The organism is Achromobacter sp. RTa (assembly GCF_000757485.1).
Classification (GTDB): domain Bacteria; phylum Pseudomonadota; class Gammaproteobacteria; order Burkholderiales; family Burkholderiaceae_B; genus Achromobacter.
Genome location: NZ_JPYO01000013.1, coordinates 1 through 23,272, shown reverse-complemented (window position 1 = coordinate 23,272; position 23,272 = coordinate 1). Strand labels below are relative to the sequence as shown.

The following is a 23,272-nucleotide window of genomic DNA, read 5'->3' as shown; positions in this document are numbered from 1 at the left end:
GGTGCGCGGCCGTCAGATGGTGATGGAGCTGACGCTGGCGCCGCCGCAGACGAACAGGGTCTGCCCGGTGACGAAGCTGTTGGCCGGATCCGCGAAGAACATGACCGCGCGCGCCACGTCGTCGGATCGGCCCAGCCGCTTGACCGGAATGCCGGCGGCCAGCTGCTTTTCGCGTTCGCTGCCGGGTTCGATCACCTCGTAGAACATATCGGTCTGGATCGGGCCAGGCGCCACGACGTTGACGGTGATGCCATGGGGCGCCAGCTCCAGCGACCAGGTGCGCGCCATGCCCACCATGCCGGCCTTGGTGGCCGAATAGGCGGTGCGCGTGGGCAAGCCCAGCGCGCCCCGGGATGACATCAGCACGATGCGGCCGAACCGGCGTTCCTGCATGCCCGGCAACGCGGCCTGCACCAGGCTGATGGCCGCGCCCAGGTGGATCTGTGTCAGGCCGTGCAGTTCCTCCTGCGTGACCTGCGGCAGCAGGTTCGGCCAGATGACGCCGGCGTTGTGGATGACGTGGCTGATGGGAAACTTCGCCGCGGCTTCGGCCCCCGCCTGCGCGGTGGCCTCGGCGTCCAGCAGGTCCACCTGGACGTTGTGCAGGCGCGGATGGCTGAAGTCGGCTGCGCGGCGCGCCATGGAGATCACTTCGTAGCCGGCGTCCAGCATGCTGCGGCAGATTTCGGCGCCGATGCCGGCGCTGCCGCCGGTGACGAGGGCGACGTGGGTTTGCGTCATGGTTTCCCCTTGTTGTCGTTGTTCAGGCCTTGGGCGCCAGCGCCAGCACGCGCAATGGGCTGCCCGAGCCGCTGCGGATCTTGAGCGGCGCGGAGAAGATCACCGCGCCCGTCGGAGGCAGCTGGTCCAGGTTGGTCAGGCATTGCAGGCCGTAGCGGTTATTGCCGTGCATGTAGTAGTGGCAGGGGTAGGGCGGGTCCAGGTGCTGCGCCTGGCCGGCGTCCGTGCCCACCGATTCGGTGCCGAAACCGTGCACGTCGCGCTCCTTGATCAGCCAGGGCACGACCTCGGCGTCGGGGCCGGGGGAGTGCGCGCCGTCTTCCTGCATGTTCAGGTAATCGGCGGGCTTGGCGCGCTTGGACCAGTCGGTGCGCATCAGCACCCAGGAGCGGGCGGGAATGCGCCCATGGCGTTCCTCCCATTTCCGCACGAAGTCTATGGTCAGCAGGAAGTCCGGGTTGCCGCTCGCTTCGGCCGAGCAGTCGATGACGCAGGCGTTGGCGATGAAGGCGTCGATCGGGATGGTGTCGACGGTGTTGTCGGGCTGGTCCTTGCCCGTCACCCAGTGGGCCGGCGCGTCGAAGTGCGTGCCGGTGTGTTCGGAACACGAAAAGTTGTTCCAGTACCAGCCGGGGCCGCGTTCGTCGTAGCGCGAGATCTCTTCGATCCGGAACGGCCAGGCCTGGCCGAATTCGGGCGGCAGCACGATGGTGGGAAACTCGGGGGTCAGCGTTTCGGTGAGATCCACCATGCGGATGCGGCCCGACGCCAGTTCGGCCATGAATTGGGCAAGAATGTTTTGGCTCATGCGCGGTTCCTCGTGGTTTGCGTGTCGTCGGGCGGCGCCGTCAGGCGCCCAGTTCCCGTTCCAGTCCCTTGGGGTTCTCCGCCAGGCGCGCGCGGAACTCCTGCGCCACGTCGCCGACGTAGACGTCTTCGGTGCCTTCCTTCAGCGCGCGCACGATGGCGGCGGCGATCGCGGCCGGCGCCACGCGCGGGGGCGGAGTGCGCTGTTCCCATTCATGGTCCACCGGGCCGGGGAACACGTTCACCACGCGCACTCCCGCGCCGCGCATTTCCGCGCGCAGGCATTGCGCCAGCGATAGCGCGGCGGCCTTGGAGGCCGACCACATCCCGCGCGACGGCAGATTCATGTGGGCGTAGATGGACAGCACGTTGACCCAGGCCGCGGCGCTGTTCACGCCGTCCGCGGCGCGGCCGCACAGCGCGGGGCCGAAACCCTGCGCCAGGCGCATCAAGCCCAGCACGTTCACGTCCATGGCGTCGCGCGCCGTGTTCACGTCCTTGCGGTTCAGCAGGCCGCCTTCGCGCTCCAGGTCGGCGGTATTCACCAGGATCTCCACCTTGCCGCCGATGGATGCGGCCAGGCGTTCCACCGAATCGGTGTCGGTCACGTCCAGGGTCACCGCCTCCACCCGTGGATCCGCCGCCAGGGCGTCGAACGCGGCGTCGCGGCGCCAGGCCTGGGGGTTGCCCAGGAACACCTTGGGGCTGCCGGCCTCGAGCAGCGCCCGGGCGACGGCCATGCCGACCGCCGACTTGCCGTCGGTGACGAGCGCGCGGCGGAACTTCGGATCGCACGAGGTTTCGCGCAGGGTCTTGTCGTCTTCCATGTTGGGGGTGTTCCTTTCAGGCAGGGCGATCATCACGGCTTGGCCGCTGCGGTCCAGTTTCAGGGCGAGCCGCACGCGGGCGCCGTCGGCGCAGTCCTGGTGCACGTGGGCGACTACCGAAGGACCCGCGGCCATGCGCACCGTGCCGACGCGCCAGGGCAGGCGTTCACGGAAGTACAGGTCGTTGCTGTGATGCAGGACCGTGCTGACCAGCAGGACGCCGGCGGGATCGGCGGGGCGCCAGGGCAGGCGTTCGGAGAGGCAATGGCCGCAGACTTCGCGAGGCGGATACTGCACGGCGCCGCAGTCGGCGCAGGTCTGCAGATCGAAGCGGCCTTCGGCCGCCGCAGCGGTCAGGCCCAGGGCGCTGCGGCTGCGCGAGCCGGGCGGCAGGGTGGGCTGCCGGGTGCGGGCGACGGGGTTCTTGCGGGGCGGCTTGGCCAAGGGTTCGGTCATGCGTTGCTCCCCAGGATGGCCGCGGCGGTGCAAAGGCCGCGGTCGTAATTGATCATGCCGAAGCCGCTGACCATGCCGAGACGGGCCCCTGCCACTTGCGTGCCGCCGGCCGTGCCGGTCAGCTGGCGCAGCGCCTCGACCATTCCGAGATAGCCGCCGGCCGCGCCGGCCTGGCCCACCGATAATTGGCCGCCGTTGGTGTTGAACGGGAAGCTGCCGTCCACGGTGAACGAATTGGCGCGCACGAATTCCGGCGCCGAGCCCTTCTCGCAGAAGCCCAGGTCTTCCATCTGCATCAGGTTGATGACGGGGTAGTCGTCGTAGGCCTGCAGGAAGTCCATGTCGGCGGGCTGGACGCCGGCCTGGCGGTACAGCTCGTCCACGTCCATGGTCCAGCCGCCGCGCATCTGGATGGGATCCTCGATCCAGGCGTTGTGGCGCTCGATGGTGGAGAGGATGCGGGCGTGGGGCAGGCCGAGCGAGCGCGCCCGGTCCTCGCTCATGACGAGGAAGGCGTCGGCGCCCGCGCAGGGCATCACGCAATCGAACAGATGGATGGGTTCGGTGATGACGCGAGCATCCAGGTACTGGGCGAGCGTCAGCGGCTTTTTCATCAGCGCGTGCGGAAATCGCAGGGCATTGTCGCGCTGCGCCACGCAGAGCTTGCCGAAGTCTTCGCGCGTGGCGCCCGTCGCGCGCATGTAGTTGGCGGTCAGCAGGGCGAAGCTGGCGTTGGGGCCGCCCGCGCCGTAAGGATAGACCGCGTCCTGCGCGAAGCGCGAGAACTGGCTGACTGTGTTGCGGAACGAGTCCACGTGGTTGGCGTCGCCCGCGATGCAGGCGACGATGCTGGCGTCGCCGGCCTGCACGGCGCGGGCCGCCCGGCGCAAGGCGGCCACGCCGCTGGCGCCGCCCATGGGGATGTGGTCCAGCCAGCGCGGGCTCATGCCCAGGTGCTGCACCAGGCCGACGGCCGTGTCGGGCGCAAGCGTGAAGCTGGAAACGCAAAGCCCGTCCACGTCCGTCTTGGCGACGCCGGCCTGCCGGATCAGCGCGCCCAGCGCGCGACCCAGCCACCAGTGGGCGGCGTGCGTGGAATAGCGCTCGTACGGGATGGTGACGGGCAAGGCCGCCACCACGCCGTCATAGCCGCGGCGCGTCGGGCTCATGGCGCGGACTCCTGGCGTTGAGCCGCGCCCGTTTCAGCCTGGGGACGTTTCTTCATCGCGCAGGTGTCCACGCAGCGGGCCGTGCCGGGCAGCGTGGGAGCCAGCGCCTTCATCTCGCCGCGCTGGATCTTGTTGGTCGTGGTGAGGGGCAGGCTGTCCACGAAGGCGACGTAGCCGGGCGCCTTGTAGTAGGCCAGCTGCTCCAGGCTCCATTGCACGATGCTGCGCGCGGCCTCGGCCAGATCCGCATGCGTGGCGGGCAGCCGCTCCGGCACCACGCAGGCCAGCACCTCGTCCCCGCGCACGGGGTCGGGCACGGCGGCCACGGCCACCGCCTTCACCAGCGGGTGCTGCATCAGCACGCTTTCGACTTCGACGGCCGAGATGTTCTCGCCGCTGCGGCGAATCACGTTCTTCTTGCGGTCCACGAAGCGCAGCGCGCCATCGGCCTCGCGGCGCACGATGTCGCCGGTGTGGAACCAGCCGTCTTCCCAGGCCTGGTCCGTTGCCTCGGCATCCTTGAGATAGCCGGCGAAGAAGCCGTAGCGCGGATCGTCGCCGGCGTGGCGCACCAGCAGTTCGCCCGGTTCGCCGGACTGTGCTTCGGCGCCGGCGTCGGTCACGATGCGCACCTGCACATCGTCTTCCTCGCTGCCGAAGCAGCTGCTGCCGATGTGGCGGGGTTCCTTGTTGGCGATGACGACCGCGCCCGCGCCGGTCTCGGTCATGGCCCACGCCTCCAGCAGCGGAAAGCCGAAGCGCTCCTCGAAAGGCTGGTGCAGCTTGCGGTCCACGCCCGCGCCGAAGCCGAAGCGGATGGCGGGCTGCAGATCGCGCGCCGAGGGCTCCGCCTTCATCAGGATGGCGGGCATGACGCCCAGGTAGTGCAGCACGGTGGCGCGCGATTCGCGCACGCTGTCCCACCAGGTCCTGGGATGGAAGCGGTCCAGCGGGATCAGGCAGCCGCCCGTCAGCACCATGGCCATGGCCGAATACGCCATGGCGTTCATGTGCACGAGCGGAAGCGGTGTCAGCATGCGTTCCTGGCCGGGGCGCAGAGCGGCCAGGCCGCCGATGCGGGCGTACCATCCGCCCGCATGCAGGAAGTAGCGGTTGGGCAGGATGCAGCCCTTGGGCCGGCCCGTAGTGCCGGACGTATAGAGCAGCGCGCACTCGGTCAGCTCTCCGGGCTCCGCGCCCGCCAGCGGCGCGGCGAACGGCGCCGGCGGCGGCGCGTCGTCCGGACCCATCACGCGCAGTTCCCGGCCGGCGCGCTGCGCGGCCGCCAGCAGGTCGCCATGGCGTTCCGGCAGGGCCACCGCCAGCGCGATCTCGGAGTGTCCGGCCAGGTATTCGAGTTCCGCCGCCCGCAGGTCGGGATTGATGGGCACCACGGAAACGCCCAGCGCGTTCAGCGCGAACCAGTGCAGGAAAAACGCGGGGCGGTTCTCCAGCAGCAGGCCGGCGCGGTGGCCGTGCCCGTAGCCTGCCTGGGCGTAGGCCGCGCGCAGGGTTTCGATGGCGTCGGCGGCCTGGGCGTAGCCCAGTTCGCCCGCGCCGATGCCGTAGGCCTGCGCGGTTTCCTCCAGGATGCAGAGGAAGGGCTGGGCGCCGTAGCGGGCCGCGGTGTCGCGGAATGCCTGATGGACCGTGGTGCTCACAAGCCGCTCCTACATGAACAATTGGATATTGCCGAAGGCCGCGTCGCAATTGACGAGGTCCACGCGCTTGAGCCGGATGCGCAAGGCGCCGTCCTGCTCCACCAGATGGTGGGTGGCCCAGCCCGCGTACAGTGTCTGCGCGTCCTGCCGGGTCTCGACGTAATGGAAGGCGGTGCGGACCACATGGCGCCCTTCGGCAGGCGCGGCGTCGGGATGGTCGTGCTCTACCGTGGGCGCCTGCAGCAGGTGATGGCAGCGGCTCTTGGGCTGCTGCGAGAAAGTGCGCTGGCCGGCCAGCCGCTCCACGCGCACGCGCAGCAGCAGCTTGTCCTCGTACATCAGCGAGGCGTGCAGCCTGGGGTCGGTCTGGCCATGCGCCAGCGGCATCCAGTAGTGCCCGTCCTCGGTGTACAGGTTCAGCCAGTCCTCGAAGCGCAGCTCGTCCAGCATGCGCGCCTCGGCGTAGACAAAATCGATCAACTCGCGGTCGCTTGCGCTCATACCGACTCCGGTCCGGTCATGTAGCGGCCCCATGCGCGGTACTGGTTGCGCATCTGCCATTCATTGGTGCCATTGGTGGCGACGTTCTTCTGCCCGACTTCGTCGGGCGAGTACAGCCGGCCCACGTTGACCCAGTCCCGCGCCCGCGATTGCAGGCCGTCCTGGGCACGCTCGTACATTTCCAGGTCGTCGTGCCCGACCACCGAGGTCGGCGCGTTGATGAGACGGTTGTACATGAGCGTGCGTTCCAGCAGCAGGTCGGGCGCGCCCACCAGGCGGAAGGTCCAGGACTCGACCAGGGTGCGGTCCGCCGCGATGGGCTTGAAGACGCGCAGCGTCTGGATCGGGCCCTTGACCATGATGTTGGGGAAGTACACGGTGTTGTGGCGCACGTCGCCCAGGATCTGCTTGGCGCGGTCCTCGCCGTAGGCCGCCACCATGGAATCCCAGTAGCCCGGAATGCCGGAATACGAGGCATGGATGGAATCCGACACGCCGGTATGGCCGTGGCCGTTCTCCCATACGCGGATGCCCATGTTCTCGAAGAACTCGTAGGGGGAGATGAAGGGCGCGAACAGCTCCACGGCCATGGGCTTGGGCGTGCCTTCCGGCGCCTGTTCCCAGACCTTCACGGCCGTGCCCGCCGAGGATTCATGCGCCACCATCGGGTGGCAGGTGTCGGTCTGGTTGTCGACCAGCATTTTCCAGTTGCAGCGGTGCATGTAGCGCAGCACGCCGCCGGCCACTTCCAGCCTGCCTTCGGGCGAGCGGTCGACCATGTTGTCCAGGGTCGACAGCGATTCGCCGAAGAAATCCTCGAAGGACTGGCCTTCCGGATTCAGCCGGCAGAACACGAAGCCGCGATGGTTCTTCACGTCCTTCACCGCGGCCATGCCCTGGCTGGCTTCGCAGTTTTCCAGGCCGGTGTTCTCGTAGCCCTTCTTCAGCGGGATGGACAGCAGGCTGCCGTCGGTCTTGAAGGTCCACGCGTGGTAGGGGCAGCGGAAGAACTTGCCGGTGTTGCCGCAGGCGTCGCCGGCGACCATCGTGCCCTTGTGCGGGCAGCGGTTGTGCAGCACGCGCACGCTTTTGTCGCCATGGCGCACCATCACCACCGGCTGGTTGCCGACCGTGGTGGTGATGTAGTCGCCGGGATTGGGCACCTGGCTGTCGTGGCCGACATAGACCCAGGTGTTGGCGTACAGGCGTTCCATTTCCAGGTCGAACAGCTCCTGGTCGATGAACAGGTCCTTGTGCACCTCGGTGTCGCGCAGCAGGGCGCGGATGGCGTCGGGGTTGTCGCGGTATTTGCTCATGATGGCGCTTCCTTCCTATAGATCCAGCACCAGGCGCGCCGATTTCGCGCGCGAGATGCAGATCTGGATGATCTTGCCGCTGGCCTTCTCCGTATCCGAGAGGTAGTAGTCGCGGTGGTCGGGCTCGCCTTCCAGCACCGTGGCCTGGCAGACGCCGCATTCGCCGCGCTTGCAGTCGTACATCGGATCGCAGCCTTCCTCTTCCATGACGTCGATGATGGTCTTGTCGGCGGGGATGGTCAGCACCTTGCCGGACTGCCGCAGCTCGACCTCGAAGGGCTGGTCGCCAGCCTGCGGCGCGGCGGTCGCGAAGAGTTCGAAATGGATGTGTGCATCGGGCCAGTGGCGCGCGTGGGCGCCCTGGATCACCGCGTCGATCAGGCCCTTGGGGCCGCAGACGTACAGATGCTGGCGCGGCGAGGACGCGTCCAGCAGCGCCTGCAGGTCGAAGCGGCAGGACGGATCGTCGTCGGCGTGCAGGCTTAGGTCGTCGCCGGCCAGCGCCTGCAGTTCGGGCAGGAAGGCCAGCTGGTCCTTGCTGCGGCCGCAGTAGTGCAGGTGAAAGGCGCGCCCGGCGGACTTGAGCGCCGCGGCCATGGAGGCCACCGGCGTGATGCCGATGCCGCCCGCGATCAGCACCACGGGTTCGTCGCCGGCGGGCGATTCGTGCAGCGGGAAGTCGTTCTTCGGGCCTTCGACCGTGAGCGTGTCGCCCTCGGCCAGCGCGTGCATGTGGCGCGATCCGCCCTGGCTGGTTTCCTCCAGGCGCACGCCGAGGCGGTATTCCGCGGGCTGGGCGAACTTGCCGGCCTCCGGCGCCAACTGCACCAGGGAATAGCAGCGCGGCTCGCGCAGGCCGGGCACCGTTACCTTCAGGTGCGCGCCCGGTCCGAAGGCGGGCAGGGGGCCGGCGTCCTCGCGCGCCAGCCGGAACGAACGGATCAGCGGCGATTCCTGCCGGACTTCCCGGACGATGAGTTTCAGTGTCTGCACGGCGTTTGTCCCTATCTTTACTTGTCTCAGGCCGCCAGCTTTTCGGCCAGCTGGCGTTCCATGGGGCCGCATTTCTCGTTGGCCAGGGCGGTGTCGCGCAACGCGCGCAGCGCTTCGGCGGCGTCGGGCCGGCCGGCCAGCTGTTCCGCCGCGGCGATCAACTGGCGGTACTTGCCGCCGCCGCGCGCGTGCGTGTCGCTATAGCCCTTGACCAGGCGGCGGCAATTGACGGTTTCGACGGCCAGCGCGTAATCGCGCGGCGCCAGTTTCGCGATCAGGTCCAGCCATTGCGCGAGGCCGGCGGCCTCGGCCTGGTGGCGCAGCGTGCCGCGGCGAAAGCGGCGCATGCCGGCCAGCGCATACAGCATCAGGAAGCCGCCCAGCGTGCTGCTCTGCATGCGGCGGCCGTGGCCCAGCCGCCGCGCCACGAAGCCGCCGAAGGCCTTGGATCCTTCCAGCCAGCGGCCCAGCCCGGCGGGCAGGGTGCCGCAGATTTCTTCCAGGCGCGGGTGCATGAATTCCGTCGTGTGGACCAGTTGGTCCGGACGCGCGCCCACTTCCTGGCGCACACGGTCGAAACGCGTGGCGCGGGTTTTCAGATCGGCGACGCGGATCACGTCGTCGTAGGCCATGGCCGTGGCCACGTAGCGCGCGGCAGCGCAGGTCAGCGCCCACTGCCGGGCCTCCCCGCCATGCGCGGCGTCCAGGTCGCGGATCGACTTCATGTGGCGCAGGTAGTCGCCGGCGTAGGCCAGGTCCTGGAATTCGAGCTGGCGGCGCACGCCGGCCGTCAGCATGGGCTGCGCACAGGCGGGAAAGTCGCGCTTGATGGTGTCCAGCAGCGCCTGCGTCCTGGGGCTGGCTGCGACGTCGGGCAGGGCCGGCACCGGCCGCTCCAGGTCGATGGGAGCGGGCTGGGCGGGCGCCTGGTCGGCCGATTCGAAGCCCAGGGCGAAGGCGCGCAGGCTGGCGTCCACGCCCAGGCCGGCGCGCCGCACGGTGGCTTCGTAGTCTTCCCGCGCGAAGGGCAGGGCGCCGCTGCCGGCCACCGCGCCGAACAGGCTGGCGCTGATGACGCTTCCGGCGCGGTCGGCCAGCGCCTGCAGGTCGAAACACAGAAAGCGCTTGGCCGCGGCGCGGCCCGCTTCCAGGACCTTGTTCGGGTCGGCGATGCCGTTGCCGGGCGCGGACTTTTCGCTGACCGCGTAGCTGCGGTGGGAAGAGGCCAGCAGCACCGTGCGCTCGGGCGTGACGAGGCCGCGCTGGATCGCGCGGCCGCCTTCCATCAGTTCGGCCGCCACCACCAGGTCCACATCGCCGGGGGTGGGCATCAGCGCCAGGGCCGGCTGCCGTCCGGCGCGCTTCACGTCCGATTCAGGCAGCAGTTCCAGGTAGTAGATCGTGGCGCCGGTTCGTTGGGCCACGCCGGGCACCGAGGTGGTCTGCGCCCACCAGCCGGCATGCTCGGCCATGTCGACGATCCAGTCGGCCAGCACGCCGCCGCCCTGGCCGCCCATGGCCAGGATGGCGATCTTGATCGGGTTGCCTTGCTGCATAGCCACCGGTTTCATGAGGCGGGTGTCCTTAGAGTGAACGGGCCTTAGAGGGCGTTGTTGGCCAGGCGGGCCGCGCGGCGCCGCTGGAGCAGGCCGATGACCGCCCCGCGCACGCGCGCCAGGAAACGGTCGCGGCCGGTGGGGTTGTGGATGATGTCGGCGCGGTAGAACGACGGGCACAGCACGGCGGCATGGGCGACCTCGCCGCAATTGCCGCAGCCGACGCAGCTGCTTTCCACGTGCGCGACCGGGTCTTCCTTCAGCGGGTCGCCGCTGTCCTTGACCGTCAGGGAAGGGCAGCCCGACAGTCGAATACAAGCGTGGTCGCCGGTGCAGACGTCGGGGTCCACGCCGAAGCGTTCCTTCACCGCGCGCTTGCCTTCCTTCACGGCCTTGTTGAACTGCGGCTTGATGCGGCGCTGCTTGTTCAGCATGCATTCCGACTGCGCGATGATGACCTTGGGGCCCTTGACGTCGGTGGTCAGCGCCTCTTCGATCGTGGCGCGCACCTTGGCCACGTCATAGGTGCGGTCCAGCGTGCGCACCCATTTCACGCCCACGCCGCGCACGGCCTGGTCGATGGGATTGTTGGTCGAGCGGTCGGGATTCTCTGCGCGTGAAGACAGGATGTCCTGCCCGCCGGTGGCCGAAGCGTAATAGTTGTCGACGATGACGATGACGCCGTCGTACTTGTTGAACACCGCGTTGCCAATGCCCGAGGCCAGCCCGTTGTGCCAGAAGCCGCCGTCTCCCATGATGGAAATGGGGCGTTTGGCGGCCGGCACGTTGAACGCCGCCGCGCTGGAGGCTCCCAGGCCATAGCCCATGGTGGTGGCGCCCAGGTTGAAGGGCGGCAGGATGGAAAACAGGTGGCAGCCGATATCGCAGGAGATATGGTGCTGGCCCAGCGTTTCCTGCGCCAGCGTCAGCGCCGAGAAGATCGGCCTTTCGGGACAGCCGGTACAGAAGCCCGCGGGCCGGGGCGGGACCACCGCCGCCAGGCCTTCCACGTGCTTGTGGAAAGTGATGGGCTGCTCGGCGGGCGGGGCGGGCCTGGGCCGGGCCAGCTCGGTGATTTCGAGCTGACGTTCGGCGGCCTGGGCGTCGGCGGCCGCGGCCGGATGCGTCTGCAGGGATTCCGGCCGGTTGCGCTTGAGGAATTCGCGCAGGCCGTCCCGCATGACCTGGGTGGTGTATTCGCCCGCCATGGGCAGCACGTCCTTGCCGGACAGGCGCGTGTCGACGCCTGCGCGGCGCAGCACCGCGTGGAGGTTCTGCTCGATGTAGTCGGGCTGGCCTTCCTCGAGGAGCAGCACGGCGCGCTTGCCGCGGCAAAAATCGATGACCTCGTCCTCGATGACGGGATAGGTCACGTTCATGACGTACAGCGGGATGCGGCTGTTGCCGAAGTTGTCGGCCAGGCCCAGCAGCTGCAGGGCGCGGATGACGCCGTTGTACAGGCCGCCCTGAAGAATCAGTCCGATATCGTCCTGATCGCCGTCGAAGTATTCGTTGAGCTTGTGTTCTTTGATGTAGCGGATGGCCGCGGGCCAGCGCTCCTTGATTTTCTCCTGCTCGTGCAGGAAGGAGGCGGGCGGCAGCACGATGCGGCTGGTGTCGCGCGCGGGGCTTTCCAGCGCCTGGGCGAGCGAGAACTCGGGGCGCTTGTTTTCCTTGGCGACGAAGCGGCCATGCACGTGGCAGCCCCGGATGCGCAACTGCAGCATGACGGGCGTCTTGCTGGCCTCGGACAGCTCGAAGCCATCCTCCACCGCCTTGACCATGCTTTCGAGGTTGGGGCGGGGATCCAGCAGCCAGATCTGGGACTTCATGGCGAACGCGTGCGAGCGCTCCTGCATGATGGACGAGCCTTCGCCGTAGTCCTCGCCCACGATGACCAGCGCGCCGCCCGTGACCCCGCCGGAAGACAGATTGGCCAGGGCGTCGGACGCGACGTTGGTGCCCACGGTGGATTTCCAGGTGACCGCGCCGCGGATCGGATACATGACCGAAGCGGCTAGGGTGGCCGCGGCCGTGGCTTCGGAAGCGCTGGCCTCGAAGTGCACGCCGAGTTCCTGGAGGATGTCGTTGGCGTCGGCCAGCACGTCCATCAGGTGCGAGATCGGCGAGCCCTGGTAGCCCGCGACATAGCCCACGCCGGACTGCAGCAGGGCTTTTGTGACCGCAAGGATGCCCTCTCCGCGGAACTCTTCGCCCGCGCCGATGCGCAACTGCTGGACTTCTTTCTTGAAAGACCTTTCAGCCATCTAGAACTCCTTCCCGGCCCGGCCTGCGGGTCCTCAAGCTTTGCTGCTGCGCAGCATCGTCACGTCAGGAAAATCTCGCCTAAAAAATACTTTAGGAGTCAACGTTTTAGCTGTCAACAAAAAAGATGAAATTTCATGGAAAGAAAAAAATATCACGCTAAAACAAGGACGTATATACTCGTTGTTCTCTAGTTTCAGAGCACGCGGCGAGCGCCGGCATGGTGCAAAAACGGGTTGCGATTCCGGGTATACCCTGTGTTGCGCAACAGCAAGCGCCCCGTCCGGGCGCATGATCGCGCCGCCGTGGTGCACGCATGGGAGCAAGGCAGTATGCGGTTGGAAAAGCGGCGGGACACATCCACGGCGGCGCCTGGCGGCCGTTTCGTCGACGGCTACCTGGCCTACCTGCTGGCGCAGGCCAGCCAGCGCATCTCGGCGGAATTCCATCAGCAGGTCAGGGCGGCCGGCCTGTCGGTCACGCAGTGGCGGGTGCTGGCCAGCCTCCAGGGCAGCGCCGGCGAAACCATCGGCACGCTGGCGGTGCTCGCCATCACCAAGCAGCCCACCTTGAGCAAGGTGGTGCAGCGCATGGAGGCCGAGGGCCTGGTGGCCCGTTCGGGCGTGCGGGCCGACCGGCGGCAGACTCGGGTCTGCATCACCACCAAGGGCTCCAACCTGATCGCCGCCCTGTGCGACCAGGCGCTGCAGCATCAGAAGGCGGTGCTCGCGCCTTTCGGCGATGAAAAGGCCGCGCTGCTGATCGAGATGCTGGACGTGCTGATGACGGAGCACGTGCCGCTGGAAATGGCGGCGCCCGAAGACGAATAGGGCAAGCGCTCCGGCGGATCGCGGCGGCCCGTTCCAACGCCGTTTACATCGATTTTTTTGTTACAAGCATATGCGTCCCCGATATGTTTTCCCTCTGTGAAAACATGTTCCGGTACGCATAAACCCTTAATTGACGGGGGTCTTGCGGCTAGGCAATATCGCGCCGGTATTCAGACTATTGTCAGGAGTTGAAACTATGCGCCGCACTTTGATTGCTATCGCGATCGCCGCCGCCGTGGCCGCGCCCTCGATCGGGCAGGCCAAAACCTTTCGTTGGGCCGCCCAGGGTGACATCCTCACTTTCGACCCGCACTCGCAAAACGAGGGCATGACGATCGCCGCCAACAGCTACATCTATGAACCGCTGGTGGACTACGACAAGTCCTTCAAGGTGTCGCCGCGCCTGGCGACGGAATGGGAGCAGGTTTCGCCCACGCTGTACCGCTTCAAGCTGCGCCCCAACGTGAAGTTCCATGACGGCGCCGCGTTCACCGCCGACGACGTGGTGTTCTCGATCCACCGCGCCATGGCGCCCACGTCGAACTACAAGGCCTACACCACCGGCATCAAGGAAGCGCGCAAGATCGACGAGCTCACGGTCGAGGTCGAGACCTCCGCGCCCAACCCCGTGCTGCTGCGCCAGTTGACCAATGTGTTCATCATGAACAAGGCCTGGTCCGAGAAGAACAACATCGCCAAGCCGCAGGATTTCGTCAACAAGGAAGAAACCTACGGCGCGCGCAACACCAACGGCACCGGCCCGTACAAGCTCAAGTCGCGCGAAGTGGACGTGCGCACCGTCTTCGAGGAAAACAAGGACTGGTGGAACAAGGCCGGCAAGGTCGGCAACGTGACCGAAGTGGTGTTCACGCCGATCAAGCAGAACGCCACCCGAACCGCGGCCCTGCTGTCGGGCGAGATCGACTTCGTGCTGGACCCCGCCGCGCAGGACCTGGACCGCCTGCGCCAGTCCGCCAAGGTGGTGGAAGGAAACGAATACCGCACCATCTATCTCGGCCTGGACCAGAAGCGCCCCGAGCTCCAGTATTCCAGCATCAAGGGCAAGAACCCGTTCCAGGATATTCGCGTGCGCGAAGCGCTGTATCGCGCGATCGACGTGGACGCGATCAAGCGCGCGGTGATGCGCGGCCTCTCGGCGCCCACCGGCACGATGATCGCGCCGCAAGTGCACGGCTGGGCCGAATCCCTGCACAAGCGCGTGCCCTACGATCCCGAGAAGGCCCGCGCCCTGCTGAAGGAAGCCGGCTACGACGGCACCCTGAACTTCACGCTGGACTGTCCGAACAACCGCTACATCAACGATGAAGCCATCTGCCAGGCCGTCGTCGGCATGTGGGCGAAGGTGGGCGTGAAGGCGACGATGAACGCCATGCCGCGCTCCACGTACTTCCCCAAGGTGCAGTCGTCCGACACCAGCGCCTACCTGTTCGGCTGGGGCGTGCCCACGTTCGACGCCATGTACACGCTGCAGAACCTGATCCGCACCAAGGGCGAGGGCGCGGACGGCATGTACAACCTGGGCAACTACAGCAACAAGGAACTGGACGTCATCATCGACCGGATCAAGACGGAAACCGATGCGGCCAAGCGTGACGCCGACATCATCACGGTGCTGCAGGGGCACGCCAAGGACTTCGGCCATATTCCCCTGCACGACCAGGTCATCCCCTGGGCGATGCGCAAGAACGTCACGGTCATCCACCGTGCCGACAATCGTCTCGTTGCCGATTGGGTCAAGGTTGACTGATCCAGGCTAATCAAACGGCGGGGCCTTTCCGGGCTCCCGCCGTTTTGCCTTTTCCGCCTATGTTCGCTTTCATACTGCGTCGCCTGTTGCAGGCCGTAGCGGTGATGCTCACCGTCGCGCTACTGGCCTTTGTGCTTTTTCAATACGTCGGCGACCCTGTCACCATCATGCTGGGGCAGGACGCCACCGATGCCGAGCGCATCGAATTGCGTGAGCGCCTGGGGCTCAATGAGCCCGCCATCGTCCAATTCGGCCATTTCGTGGCCAACGCCGTGCAAGGGAATTTCGGCATTTCCCTGCGCCAGAGCGAACCCGTTTCCGCCTTGCTGAAATCCCGTCTGCCGGCCACGCTGGAGCTGTCCATGGTGGCCGCCCTGCTGGCGCTGCTGGTGGGCGTTCCGCTCGGGGTCTACACCGCGCTCAAGCGCAACAGCCTGGTGTCCCAGCTGCTGCTGGCCGGTTCGCTGCTGGGCGTGTCGCTGCCCACATTCCTGATCGGCATCCTGCTGATCCTCGTGTTCTCCGTCCAGCTGGGCTGGCTGCCCAGCTACGGGCGGGGCGATACGGTCAGCGTCGGCTGGTGGACGTCCGGGCTCTTCACCGCCACGGGCTGGAAGCACCTGATCCTGCCGTCCATCACCTTGTCGCTGTTCCAGATGACGCTGGTGCTGCGCCTGGTGCGTTCGGAAATGCTGGAAGTGCTGCGCTCGGACTACATCAAGTTCGCGCGCGCCCGCGGCCTGAAGCGCCGCGCCATCCACTTCGGCCATGCGCTGAAGAACACCATGGTGCCGGTCATCACCATCACGGGCCTGCAGCTGGGCGGCATCATCGCGTTCGCCATCGTGACCGAGACCGTGTTCCAGTGGCCGGGCATGGGCCTGCTCTTCATCCAGGCGGTGCAATTCGCCGACGTGCCTGTCATGGCCGCGTACCTGTGCCTGATCGCGCTGGTGTTCGTGGTCATCAACCTGATCGTCGATCTTCTGTATTTTGTCGTGGACCCCCGCCTGCGTTCCGGGCTTACCCGCGGCGGGGGGGCTCACTGATGCGCGCCATACTCAAACGCTGGTGGGACAGCGACATCGCCTGGGCCTGGCGCCGGGCTCCCGTTGCCATCGCGGCGACCCTGCTGCTTGCGCTCCTGCTCATCGGCTCCTTCGGCGCCGGCTGGGTGGCGCCGCACAATCCCTTCGACCTCACCAAGGTGGAATTGCTGGACGCGTTGCTGCCGCCCGCCTGGGAGGCCAACGGTCTGTCGACCTATCTGCTGGGCACGGACAGTCAGGGGCGGGATCTGTATTCCGCGATCCTGTACGGCACGCGCGTGTCGCTGCTGATCGGGCTGGCGTCGGTGCTGCTGTCCATGCTGATCGGCATCGTGCTCGGGCTGATATCGGGGTACGCCGGAGGCCGGATCGATGCGTTCATCATGCGCGTCGCGGACGTGCAGCTGTCGTTCCCCGCCATCCTGATCGCCCTGCTGATCGATGGAGTGGCGCGCGCCGCCGTTCCGCGTGAAATGCACGAGCTGATCGCCTTTCCCGTGCTGATCGGCGCGATCGCGCTGGCGGGCTGGCCGCAGTACGCGCGCACGGTGCGCGGCTCCACCCTGGTGGAGAAGAACCGCGAATACGTGCAGGCGGCCCGGGTGATCGGCGTGGCTTCGCCGGTCATCATGTTCCGCCACGTGCTGCCCAACGTGCTGGGACCGGTGCTGGTGCTTGCCACCGTGCACCTGGCCACCGCCATCATTACCGAGGCGACGCTGTCGTTCCTGGGCGTGGGAGTGCCGCCGACGGCGCCTTCGCTGGGCACGCTGATCCGCATCGGCAATGACTTCCTGTTTTCCGGAGAGTGGTGGATCACCATTTTCCCGGGCGCGGCGCTCGTGCTGCTGGTGTTGTCCGTCAACCTGCTGGGCGACTGGCTGCGCGACGCGCTCAACCCGAAATTGAATTGAGGTATCGCGCATGAGCGCATTACTTGAAGTCCGCAACTTGCGCGTGGAGTTTCCCACGCGCCGCGGCACGCTGCGCGCGCTGGACGACGTTTCGTTTTCCATCCAGGCGGGCGAAGTCCTGGGCGTAGTGGGCGAATCCGGCGCCGGCAAGTCGCTGACCGGCGCGTCCATCATCGGCCTGCTGGAGCCGCCGGGGCGCATCGCCGCCGGCGAGATCCTGCTGGCGGGCCGCCGTATCGACAACCTGCCCGACGAGCAGATGCGCCGCGTGCGCGGCCGCGAGATCGGCGCGGTGTTCCAGGACCCGCTGACGTCGCTCAACCCCCTGTACACGGTGGGTCGGCAATTGGCGGAAACCATCGTCACGCACCTGGACATGAGCTGGTCTCAGGCGCGCAACCGCGCCGTGGAACTGCTGGCGGCAACCGGTATCCCGGCGGCGCGCGAGCGCATCGACCACTATCCGCACCAGTTTTCGGGCGGCATGCGCCAGCGCGTGGTGATCGCGCTGGCCCTGGCGGCCGAGCCCAAGCTGGTGGTGGCGGATGAACCGACGACCGCGCTGGACGTGTCCATCCAGGCGCAGATCATCGAGCTGCTGAAACGCCTGTGCCGCGAGAACGGCACCGCTGTGATGCTGATCACGCACGATATGGGCGTGATCGCCGAGACCGCGGACCGCGTGGCGGTGATGTACGCGGGCCGCGTGGCCGAGATCGGCCCGGTGGCGGACGTGATCCACAAGCCGCGCCATCCCTATACCTCGGGGCTGATGGGATCGATCCCATCGCTGGACGGGCATGCCGACAGGCTGGTGCAGATCGACGGCAGCATGCCGAGGTTGAATGCCATCCCGCCGGGCTGCGCCTTCAATCCGCGCTGCGGCCGGCGCTTGCCGCGTTGCGGGCGGGACAGGCCCGAATTGATGCCCGCGGGCACGTCCCTGGCGGCCTGTTGGCTGCATGACGGGGCCGTTCCGGCGGCCCCCCAAGGGGAGGAGTCGAAATGAGCATGCCCTTGGTGGAAGTGAAGGACGCCGCCCGCTGGTTCGACGTATCGCCGCCATGGCTGGAACGCAAGCTTGCGGGCAAGCCCCAGGTGATGCTGCGCGCCGTGGACGGCGTGTCGTTCGAGATCGCGCGCGGCGAGACGCTGGCGCTGGTGGGCGAATCGGGCTGCGGCAAGTCGACGGTGGCGCGCATGCTGGTCGGCTTGTACGGCCTGACCCGCGGCGACATCCTGTTCGACGGACAGCCTCTTTCGCGTATGTCGGAACCAGGAGGGCGCGCGCTGCGCAAGCGCCTGCAGATGATCTTCCAGGATCCGTATGCCAGCCTGAACCCGCGTTGGCGGGTCGGCCGCATTATCGCGGAGCCCATGCTGACGCATACGCGGATGACGCCGGCGGAGCGCAGCGCCCGGGTGGGCGAGCTGCTTACGCAGGTGGGGCTGGACCCGGCCGACCAGAGTCGTTATCCGCACCAGTTCTCCGGCGGCCAGCGCCAGCGCATCTCGATCGCGCGGGCGCTGGCGGTGAACCCCGAGTTCCTGGTGTGCGACGAGCCGACGTCGGCGCTCGACGTCTCGGTGCAGGCGCAGGTGCTGAACCTGATGAAAGACCTGCAGCGCAAGCTGGGCCTGACCTACCTGTTCATCTCGCACAATCTGGCGGTCGTGCACCATGTGGCCGACCGGGTGGGGGTGATGTACCTGGGCCGCATGGTGGAGGTGGCGCCACGCGACGAGCTGTTCCAGCGGCCCCGGCATCCGTACACGCGCATGTTGCTGGAGGCCATTCCGGACATCAATGGCGCGGGCAAGCCGCGCACGGCGGTGGCGGGCGAAGTGCCGAATCCGCTCAATCCGCCGTCGGGCTGCACGTTTCATCCCCGCTGCCCGCACGCGAACGAGCGATGCAAGCGCGAAGCGCCCGCGGCGATGGCTGCGGGCCTGTCCGTGGTGGCTTGCCATGCGGTGCAGGAGGGGCGGATCACCGGCTGATCCGCCTGGCTTGGGGGGGCAGGCCTGACGGGCGGCGCCGGGCGCCGTCAGCCGCCGGACCCCGTTTCGTCAGTGGCGATGGCCGTGGTCGTGAGGATGATGCTGGGGATCGCCGTCTTCCCCATCGGCATCCTCCTCGTCGTCCTCATCCTCGTCTTCGTCCTCGTCTTCGTCCGGGTCGTCCGGCAGAGGTTCTTCGGTCAGCGCGAACGGCAGCACGTCTTCCAGGCTGTCCGACCAGGCGGACTCCTCGCCGTCGTGGTCGAGCTTGACGAAGCGCTCGCCCTCGTTCAACGAGATTTCGATGGCCCAGAGATAGAGGCAGTCGTAGGTGTCGTCGTCGGACTGGGGCAACCCGCCGCGGTTGCCCAGCAGCCGGGCGCCGGGGCCGCCCAGCTGGACGTGGGTCTGTTCTTCGTCCGGCTTGGCGTTTTCGTCCACGGGCACGCCGTAGGTCACCCATTCCGTGCCGTCGTCGCCCAGCACGACTTCGGCCAGCACGGGTTTGCCCAGATAGGCGCTCAGCGCGTCTGCGGTCTTGGCCAGCATGTCCAGTTCGGATGCGTTGAAATGGGTCAGGGAAGCTGGGGGAGTGGCGGAGGCGGACATGAGGGGAATTCCTGGGCGCGATGAAGCCGCGACGGCACGGCAAGACGAAAGTCAGGCGTATTGTCGCTCTATCGGCCCTGCCTTGCATCCGACGCTTGGACGACGCGATTTTCCCGGGTCACGAAGAGGGTGAGCAGCCCAGGCTGCGCCTGCGCGCGCTGTCGGGCGATTCGCCCGTCAGCCGCTGGAACATGGCGATGAAGGCCGACGGGGTGCTGTAGCCCAGCTCGCGCGCCACCGACTGGACCGACCGGCCTTCGTCCAGCATGCCCAGCGCGCTGACCACGCGCAGCCGTTGCCGCCATTCATTGAACGACATGCCCAGGCGCTGCTGGCAATGGCGCAATAGCGTGCGCTCGGTGATGCCTGCGGTGGCGGCCCAGTGCGCGGCGCCGCGCTTGTCTCCCGGACGCTGTTGCAGCGCCGACAGGATGGGCGCAAGCACCGGGTCGGCGGCGGACGGCAGGTAGCTGGCGTAGGCGCGGGCCTGGCGGGCCTGGTCGATGACGATCTGAGCCATCCGCCGATCTTCAGGCGTATCCGGATAGCTGATCCCCCGCCGTTCGAAGTCGGCCAGAATCGCGCGCATGACCGGGCTGATCTCCAGCGTGCAGGGCTTGTCGGGCAAACCGGCGCATGCGGCGGCGGGGATGTCGATGCAGGCGTAATGCACTTCGCCTTCGTTCTGGCAGCAATGCTCGACATGGGGAGGTATCCAGATGGCGTACTGCGGCGGCGACAGGTAGGTCACGCCGCCGATGCCGAGCTCCATGATGCCGGAGATCGCGAAATTCAGTTCCGCCCATGGCGAAGCATGGCGCCTCATGCGCGAATTGGGCGTGAAGTGAAGAATGCGGCAGGCCAGCGGGTAGGGCAGGTGGCTGGCCAGCACCGGCGCGGCGTCTGCTGGCGGCATGTCGGAACTTCGTCTGGATTTGTCTGTTTTTCATTATATACAGCAGGTCGGACAGGTCCTAAACTTGTCGCTCTGTTTCGTTTTGCCTTGCCCCCGCCATGTCGACCGCCCGCGCCACGCACCCTTCCGCCCGCTATCTGCTGTTTCCCTTGCTCGCGGCCCTGATCTGGTCGGTCAACATGATCGTCACGAAGATGGCGGCGGGCGTGATCGCTCCGGCCGCCATCGGGTTCTACCGCTGGGCGCTGGCGGGCGTGATGCTGACCCCATTCGCCCTTCCCGGCGTCTGGGCGCAGCGCCGCCAGATCCTGCCCAGCCTGCCCAAGCTCGCGGTGCTGGGAGGCCTGGGAATGGCGCTGTACCAGGGGCTGGCCTACGTGGCGGCCGCCAGCACAACCGCGACCAACATGGGCATCATCACGGCCATGATTCCGTTGATGACCATTGCTGTGGTGGCGGTGGTGCTGCGCGAGCTGCCGTCGATGATGGCGATGCTGGGCGGCCTGCTGTCCCTGGCGGGCCTCGCTCTCCTGATCGGCGAGGGCGATCCCGCCCGCCTGCTGTCGGTGGGCGCCAACCACGGCGATGTGCTGATGGGCGTGGGCGCGCTGGCCTATGCGCTGTACGGCGTGCTGCTGCGCCGCTGGGCGCTGCCGGTGGGCCCGTGGCAGTCGCTGTACGTGCAGGTGGCCTTCGGCGTGCTGTTCCAGCTGCCGGCCTTCCTGGCGGCTCCGGCTTCGCCCCTCAATGGCGACAACCTGCCGCTGGTCCTGTACGCCGCGATCTTTCCGTCGCTGTTCGCTCCCTTCCTGTGGATGCAGGGCGTAAAGCACCTGGGGCCGAACCGCGCCAGCATCTTCCTGAACGTCATGCCGGTCGCCACGGTCGCGATCGCGGCGGTATTCCTGGACGAGAAGCCGCACCTTTTCCACATCGTCGGCGGCGCGATGGCGCTGGCTGGCGTCATGCTGGCGCAGATGCGCCCAAGCCGTCCGGCGGGGCAGCCCAGGGCGGCCTGAAGGCCCGCCCGCGTGGGCCGCGCAGGGCATTTGGCGGCGACCGCACGCCGGTCAGGGTTCCGGCCTACAATCAGCGGTTTATCAGCTATATCTTCGATACGAGCCCATGGCCCAATACGTCTACACCATGAACCGCGTCGGCAAGATCGTGCCGCCCAAGCGGCAGATCCTGCGCGACATCTCGCTTTCGTTTTTTCCTGGCGCCAAGATCGGCGTGCTGGGCCTGAACGGCTCGGGCAAGTCGACGCTGCTGAAGATCATGGCAGGCGTCGACCGCGAAATCGAAGGCGAAGCCATCCCCATGCCGGGCCTGAACATCGGCTACCTGCCGCAGGAACCGCAGCTGAACCCCGAGCACACGGTGCGCCAGGCGGTGGAAGAAGGCCTGGGAGCCGTCGTCACCGCGAAAAAGCGGCTGGATGAGGTCTACGCCGCCTACGCCGAGCCGGACGCCGATTTCGACGCGCTGGCCGCCGAACAGGCCGAGCTCGAAGCCATCATCGCCGCCGCCGCCTCCAGCGGCGCCGACGATATCGAGCACCAGATGGAAATCGCCGCCGACGCCCTGCGCCTGCCGCCCTGGGATGCCATCGTAGGCAAGCTGTCCGGCGGCGAAAAGCGCCGTGTCGCGCTGTGCCGCCTGCTGCTGTCCAAGCCCGACATGCTGCTGCTCGACGAACCCACCAACCACCTGGACGCCGAAAGCGTGGAGTGGCTGGAACAGTTCCTGCACAAGTTCCCCGGCACCGTGGTGGGCGTGACCCACGATCGTTACTTCCTCGACAACGCGGCCGAATGGATCCTCGAACTGGACCGCGGCTACGGCATTCCCTGGAAGGGCAACTACAGCTCGTGGCTGGAGCAGAAGGAAGACCGTCTCAAGCAGGAAGAGGCCTCGGAATCCGCGCGCCAGAAGACCATCAAGAAGGAACTGGAGTGGGTGCGCCAGAACCCGAAGGGCCGCCAGGCCAAGGCCAAGGCGCGCCTGGCCCGCTTCGAGGAACTGTCGTCCTACGAATACCAGAAGCGCAATGAAACCCAGGAAATCTTCATTCCGGTGGGCGAGCGCCTGGGCAACGAGGTCATCGAATTCAACAACGTCAGCAAGGCCTACGGCGACCGCCTGCTGATCGACGACCTCAGCTTCAAGGTGCCGCCTGGCGCCATCGTCGGCATCATCGGCGCCAACGGCGCTGGTAAGTCCACGCTGTTCCGCATGATCGCGGGCCGCGAGCAGCCGGATTCGGGCGAGGTCAAGATCGGCCAGACCGTGAAGCTGGCCTACGTGGACCAGTCGCGCGACGCGCTGGAAGACAAGAAGACCGTGTTCGACGCCGTGGCCGATGGCGCCGATCTCCTCACGGTGGGCAAGTTCGAGATGTCGTCGCGCGCCTACCTGGGCCGCTTCAACTTCAAGGGCGGCGACCAGAACAAGGTCGTGGGCCAGTTGTCTGGCGGCGAACGCGGCCGCCTGCACATGGCCAAGACGCTGATCGCCGGCGGCAACGTGCTGCTGCTGGACGAACCGTCCAACGACCTCGACGTGGAAACGCTGCGGGCCCTGGAAGACGCGCTGCTCGAGTTCCCCGGCAGCGTCATGGTGATCAGCCACGACCGCTGGTTCCTGGACCGCATCGCCACGCACATCCTGGCCTTCGAAGGCGATTCGCAAGTCGTGTTCTTCGACGGCAACTACCAGGAATACGAAGCTGACAAGAAGCGCCGCCTGGGTGAAGAGGGCGCCAAGCCCAAGCGCCTGCGCTACAAGGCGCTGAAGTAAATCGGTGTCAGACACCCGCGATGCACCCCATAGGGTGACCGTTATCTCGTACGGGTGTCAGACACTGCCACATCTAGGTGTCTGACACCCGTAC

The 23,272-nt window shown here is 67.1% G+C and carries 20 protein-coding genes; 8 read left to right on the top strand and 12 right to left on the bottom strand.

Translation table 11 applies throughout. The features are described from left to right. Positions 1–12 precede the first annotated feature (12 nt). Genes JL37_RS04845 through JL37_RS04800 form a run of 10 tightly spaced genes read right to left on the bottom strand, consistent with a single transcriptional unit; the run spans position 13 to position 12,294 of the window. Positions 13–741, bottom strand: a complete 729-nt coding sequence (locus JL37_RS04845) for an SDR family NAD(P)-dependent oxidoreductase (RefSeq protein WP_043542427.1) — start codon at positions 739–741, stop codon at positions 13–15. A gap of 22 nt (positions 742–763) precedes the next feature. Next, positions 764–1,549, bottom strand: a complete 786-nt coding sequence (locus JL37_RS04840; protein ID WP_043542426.1) for a cyclase family protein — start codon at positions 1,547–1,549, stop codon at positions 764–766. Between the two features lie 40 nt (positions 1,550–1,589). Beyond that, on the bottom strand, positions 1,590–2,831 hold the full coding sequence (locus JL37_RS04835) for an SDR family NAD(P)-dependent oxidoreductase (RefSeq protein WP_043542425.1): 1,242 nt from the start codon (positions 2,829–2,831) through the stop codon (positions 1,590–1,592). Then, positions 2,828–4,000, bottom strand: coding sequence for a thiolase family protein (locus JL37_RS04830; protein ID WP_043542424.1), 1,173 nt, complete (start codon positions 3,998–4,000; stop codon positions 2,828–2,830). Before JL37_RS04830 ends, JL37_RS04835 begins: the two co-directional genes overlap by 4 nt. Beyond that, positions 3,997–5,661 (bottom strand): AMP-binding protein, encoded by a 1,665-nt coding sequence (locus JL37_RS04825; protein WP_052096863.1) that lies wholly within the window; start codon positions 5,659–5,661, stop codon positions 3,997–3,999. The genes JL37_RS04830 and JL37_RS04825 overlap by 4 nt, the downstream gene beginning before the upstream one ends. A gap of 9 nt (positions 5,662–5,670) precedes the next feature. Continuing rightward, positions 5,671–6,162 (bottom strand): aromatic-ring-hydroxylating dioxygenase subunit beta, encoded by a 492-nt coding sequence (locus JL37_RS04820; protein WP_043542423.1) that lies wholly within the window; start codon positions 6,160–6,162, stop codon positions 5,671–5,673. Further along, on the bottom strand, positions 6,159–7,478 hold the full coding sequence (locus JL37_RS04815; protein ID WP_043542422.1) for an aromatic ring-hydroxylating dioxygenase subunit alpha: 1,320 nt from the start codon (positions 7,476–7,478) through the stop codon (positions 6,159–6,161). Before JL37_RS04815 ends, JL37_RS04820 begins: the two co-directional genes overlap by 4 nt. 15 nt (positions 7,479–7,493) lie before the next feature. Continuing rightward, a complete protein-coding gene (locus tag JL37_RS04810; RefSeq protein WP_043542421.1) occupies positions 7,494–8,471 on the bottom strand; it encodes a PDR/VanB family oxidoreductase in 978 nt (325 codons plus the stop codon). 26 nt (positions 8,472–8,497) lie between these two features. Continuing rightward, positions 8,498–10,042 carry an indolepyruvate oxidoreductase subunit beta family protein gene (locus tag JL37_RS04805; RefSeq protein WP_043542420.1) on the bottom strand — a complete coding sequence of 515 codons (1,545 nt, stop codon included), beginning with the start codon at positions 10,040–10,042 and terminating at the stop codon, positions 8,498–8,500. 29 nt (positions 10,043–10,071) lie between these two features. Continuing rightward, positions 10,072–12,294 (bottom strand): indolepyruvate ferredoxin oxidoreductase subunit alpha, encoded by a 2,223-nt coding sequence (locus JL37_RS04800; protein WP_043542419.1) that lies wholly within the window; start codon positions 12,292–12,294, stop codon positions 10,072–10,074. 330 nt (positions 12,295–12,624) lie between these two features. Here JL37_RS04800 and JL37_RS04795 point away from each other — a divergent pair, with 330 nt between their 5' ends. The 6 genes from JL37_RS04795 to JL37_RS04770 all read left to right on the top strand — a co-directional run bounded on the left by JL37_RS04795 (position 12,625) and on the right by JL37_RS04770 (position 18,854). Next, positions 12,625–13,122: a MarR family winged helix-turn-helix transcriptional regulator gene (locus JL37_RS04795; protein WP_043542628.1), complete on the top strand. Its 498-nt coding sequence runs from the start codon at positions 12,625–12,627 to the stop codon at positions 13,120–13,122. Positions 13,123–13,318: 196 nt separating this feature from the next. Next, positions 13,319–14,890: an ABC transporter substrate-binding protein gene (locus tag JL37_RS04790; RefSeq protein WP_043542418.1), complete on the top strand. Its 1,572-nt coding sequence runs from the start codon at positions 13,319–13,321 to the stop codon at positions 14,888–14,890. Between the two features lie 59 nt (positions 14,891–14,949). Next, positions 14,950–15,939 (top strand): ABC transporter permease, encoded by a 990-nt coding sequence (locus JL37_RS04785; protein ID WP_043542417.1) that lies wholly within the window; start codon positions 14,950–14,952, stop codon positions 15,937–15,939. Further along, a complete protein-coding gene (locus JL37_RS04780; RefSeq protein WP_043542416.1) occupies positions 15,939–16,853 on the top strand; it encodes an ABC transporter permease in 915 nt (304 codons plus the stop codon). Before JL37_RS04785 ends, JL37_RS04780 begins: the two co-directional genes overlap by 1 nt. Positions 16,854–16,863: 10 nt before the next feature. Beyond that, positions 16,864–17,862 (top strand): ABC transporter ATP-binding protein, encoded by a 999-nt coding sequence (locus JL37_RS04775; protein WP_043542415.1) that lies wholly within the window; start codon positions 16,864–16,866, stop codon positions 17,860–17,862. Beyond that, positions 17,859–18,854: an ABC transporter ATP-binding protein gene (locus JL37_RS04770; RefSeq protein WP_043542414.1), complete on the top strand. Its 996-nt coding sequence runs from the start codon at positions 17,859–17,861 to the stop codon at positions 18,852–18,854. Before JL37_RS04775 ends, JL37_RS04770 begins: the two co-directional genes overlap by 4 nt. Positions 18,855–18,923: 69 nt before the next feature. On the opposite strand, the gene JL37_RS04765 is transcribed toward JL37_RS04770, so the two are convergent. Beyond that, entirely contained in the window at positions 18,924–19,463 is a 540-nt protein-coding gene (locus JL37_RS04765; protein ID WP_043542413.1) for a hypothetical protein, read from the bottom strand. 118 nt (positions 19,464–19,581) lie between these two features. Further along, on the bottom strand, positions 19,582–20,379 hold the full coding sequence (locus JL37_RS04760) for a helix-turn-helix transcriptional regulator (RefSeq protein ID WP_043542412.1): 798 nt from the start codon (positions 20,377–20,379) through the stop codon (positions 19,582–19,584). Between the two features lie 98 nt (positions 20,380–20,477). Between JL37_RS04760 and JL37_RS04755 the strand changes: the two genes are divergently transcribed. Together JL37_RS04755 and ettA are read left to right on the top strand one after the other, a co-directional pair. After that, positions 20,478–21,398 (top strand): DMT family transporter, encoded by a 921-nt coding sequence (locus JL37_RS04755; protein WP_156124224.1) that lies wholly within the window; start codon positions 20,478–20,480, stop codon positions 21,396–21,398. A gap of 106 nt (positions 21,399–21,504) precedes the next feature. Then, complete coding sequence (gene ettA, locus JL37_RS04750) at positions 21,505–23,178, top strand: energy-dependent translational throttle protein EttA (RefSeq protein ID WP_043542411.1); 1,674 nt, start codon at positions 21,505–21,507, stop codon at positions 23,176–23,178. The last annotated feature ends 94 nt before the right edge of the window (positions 23,179–23,272 follow it).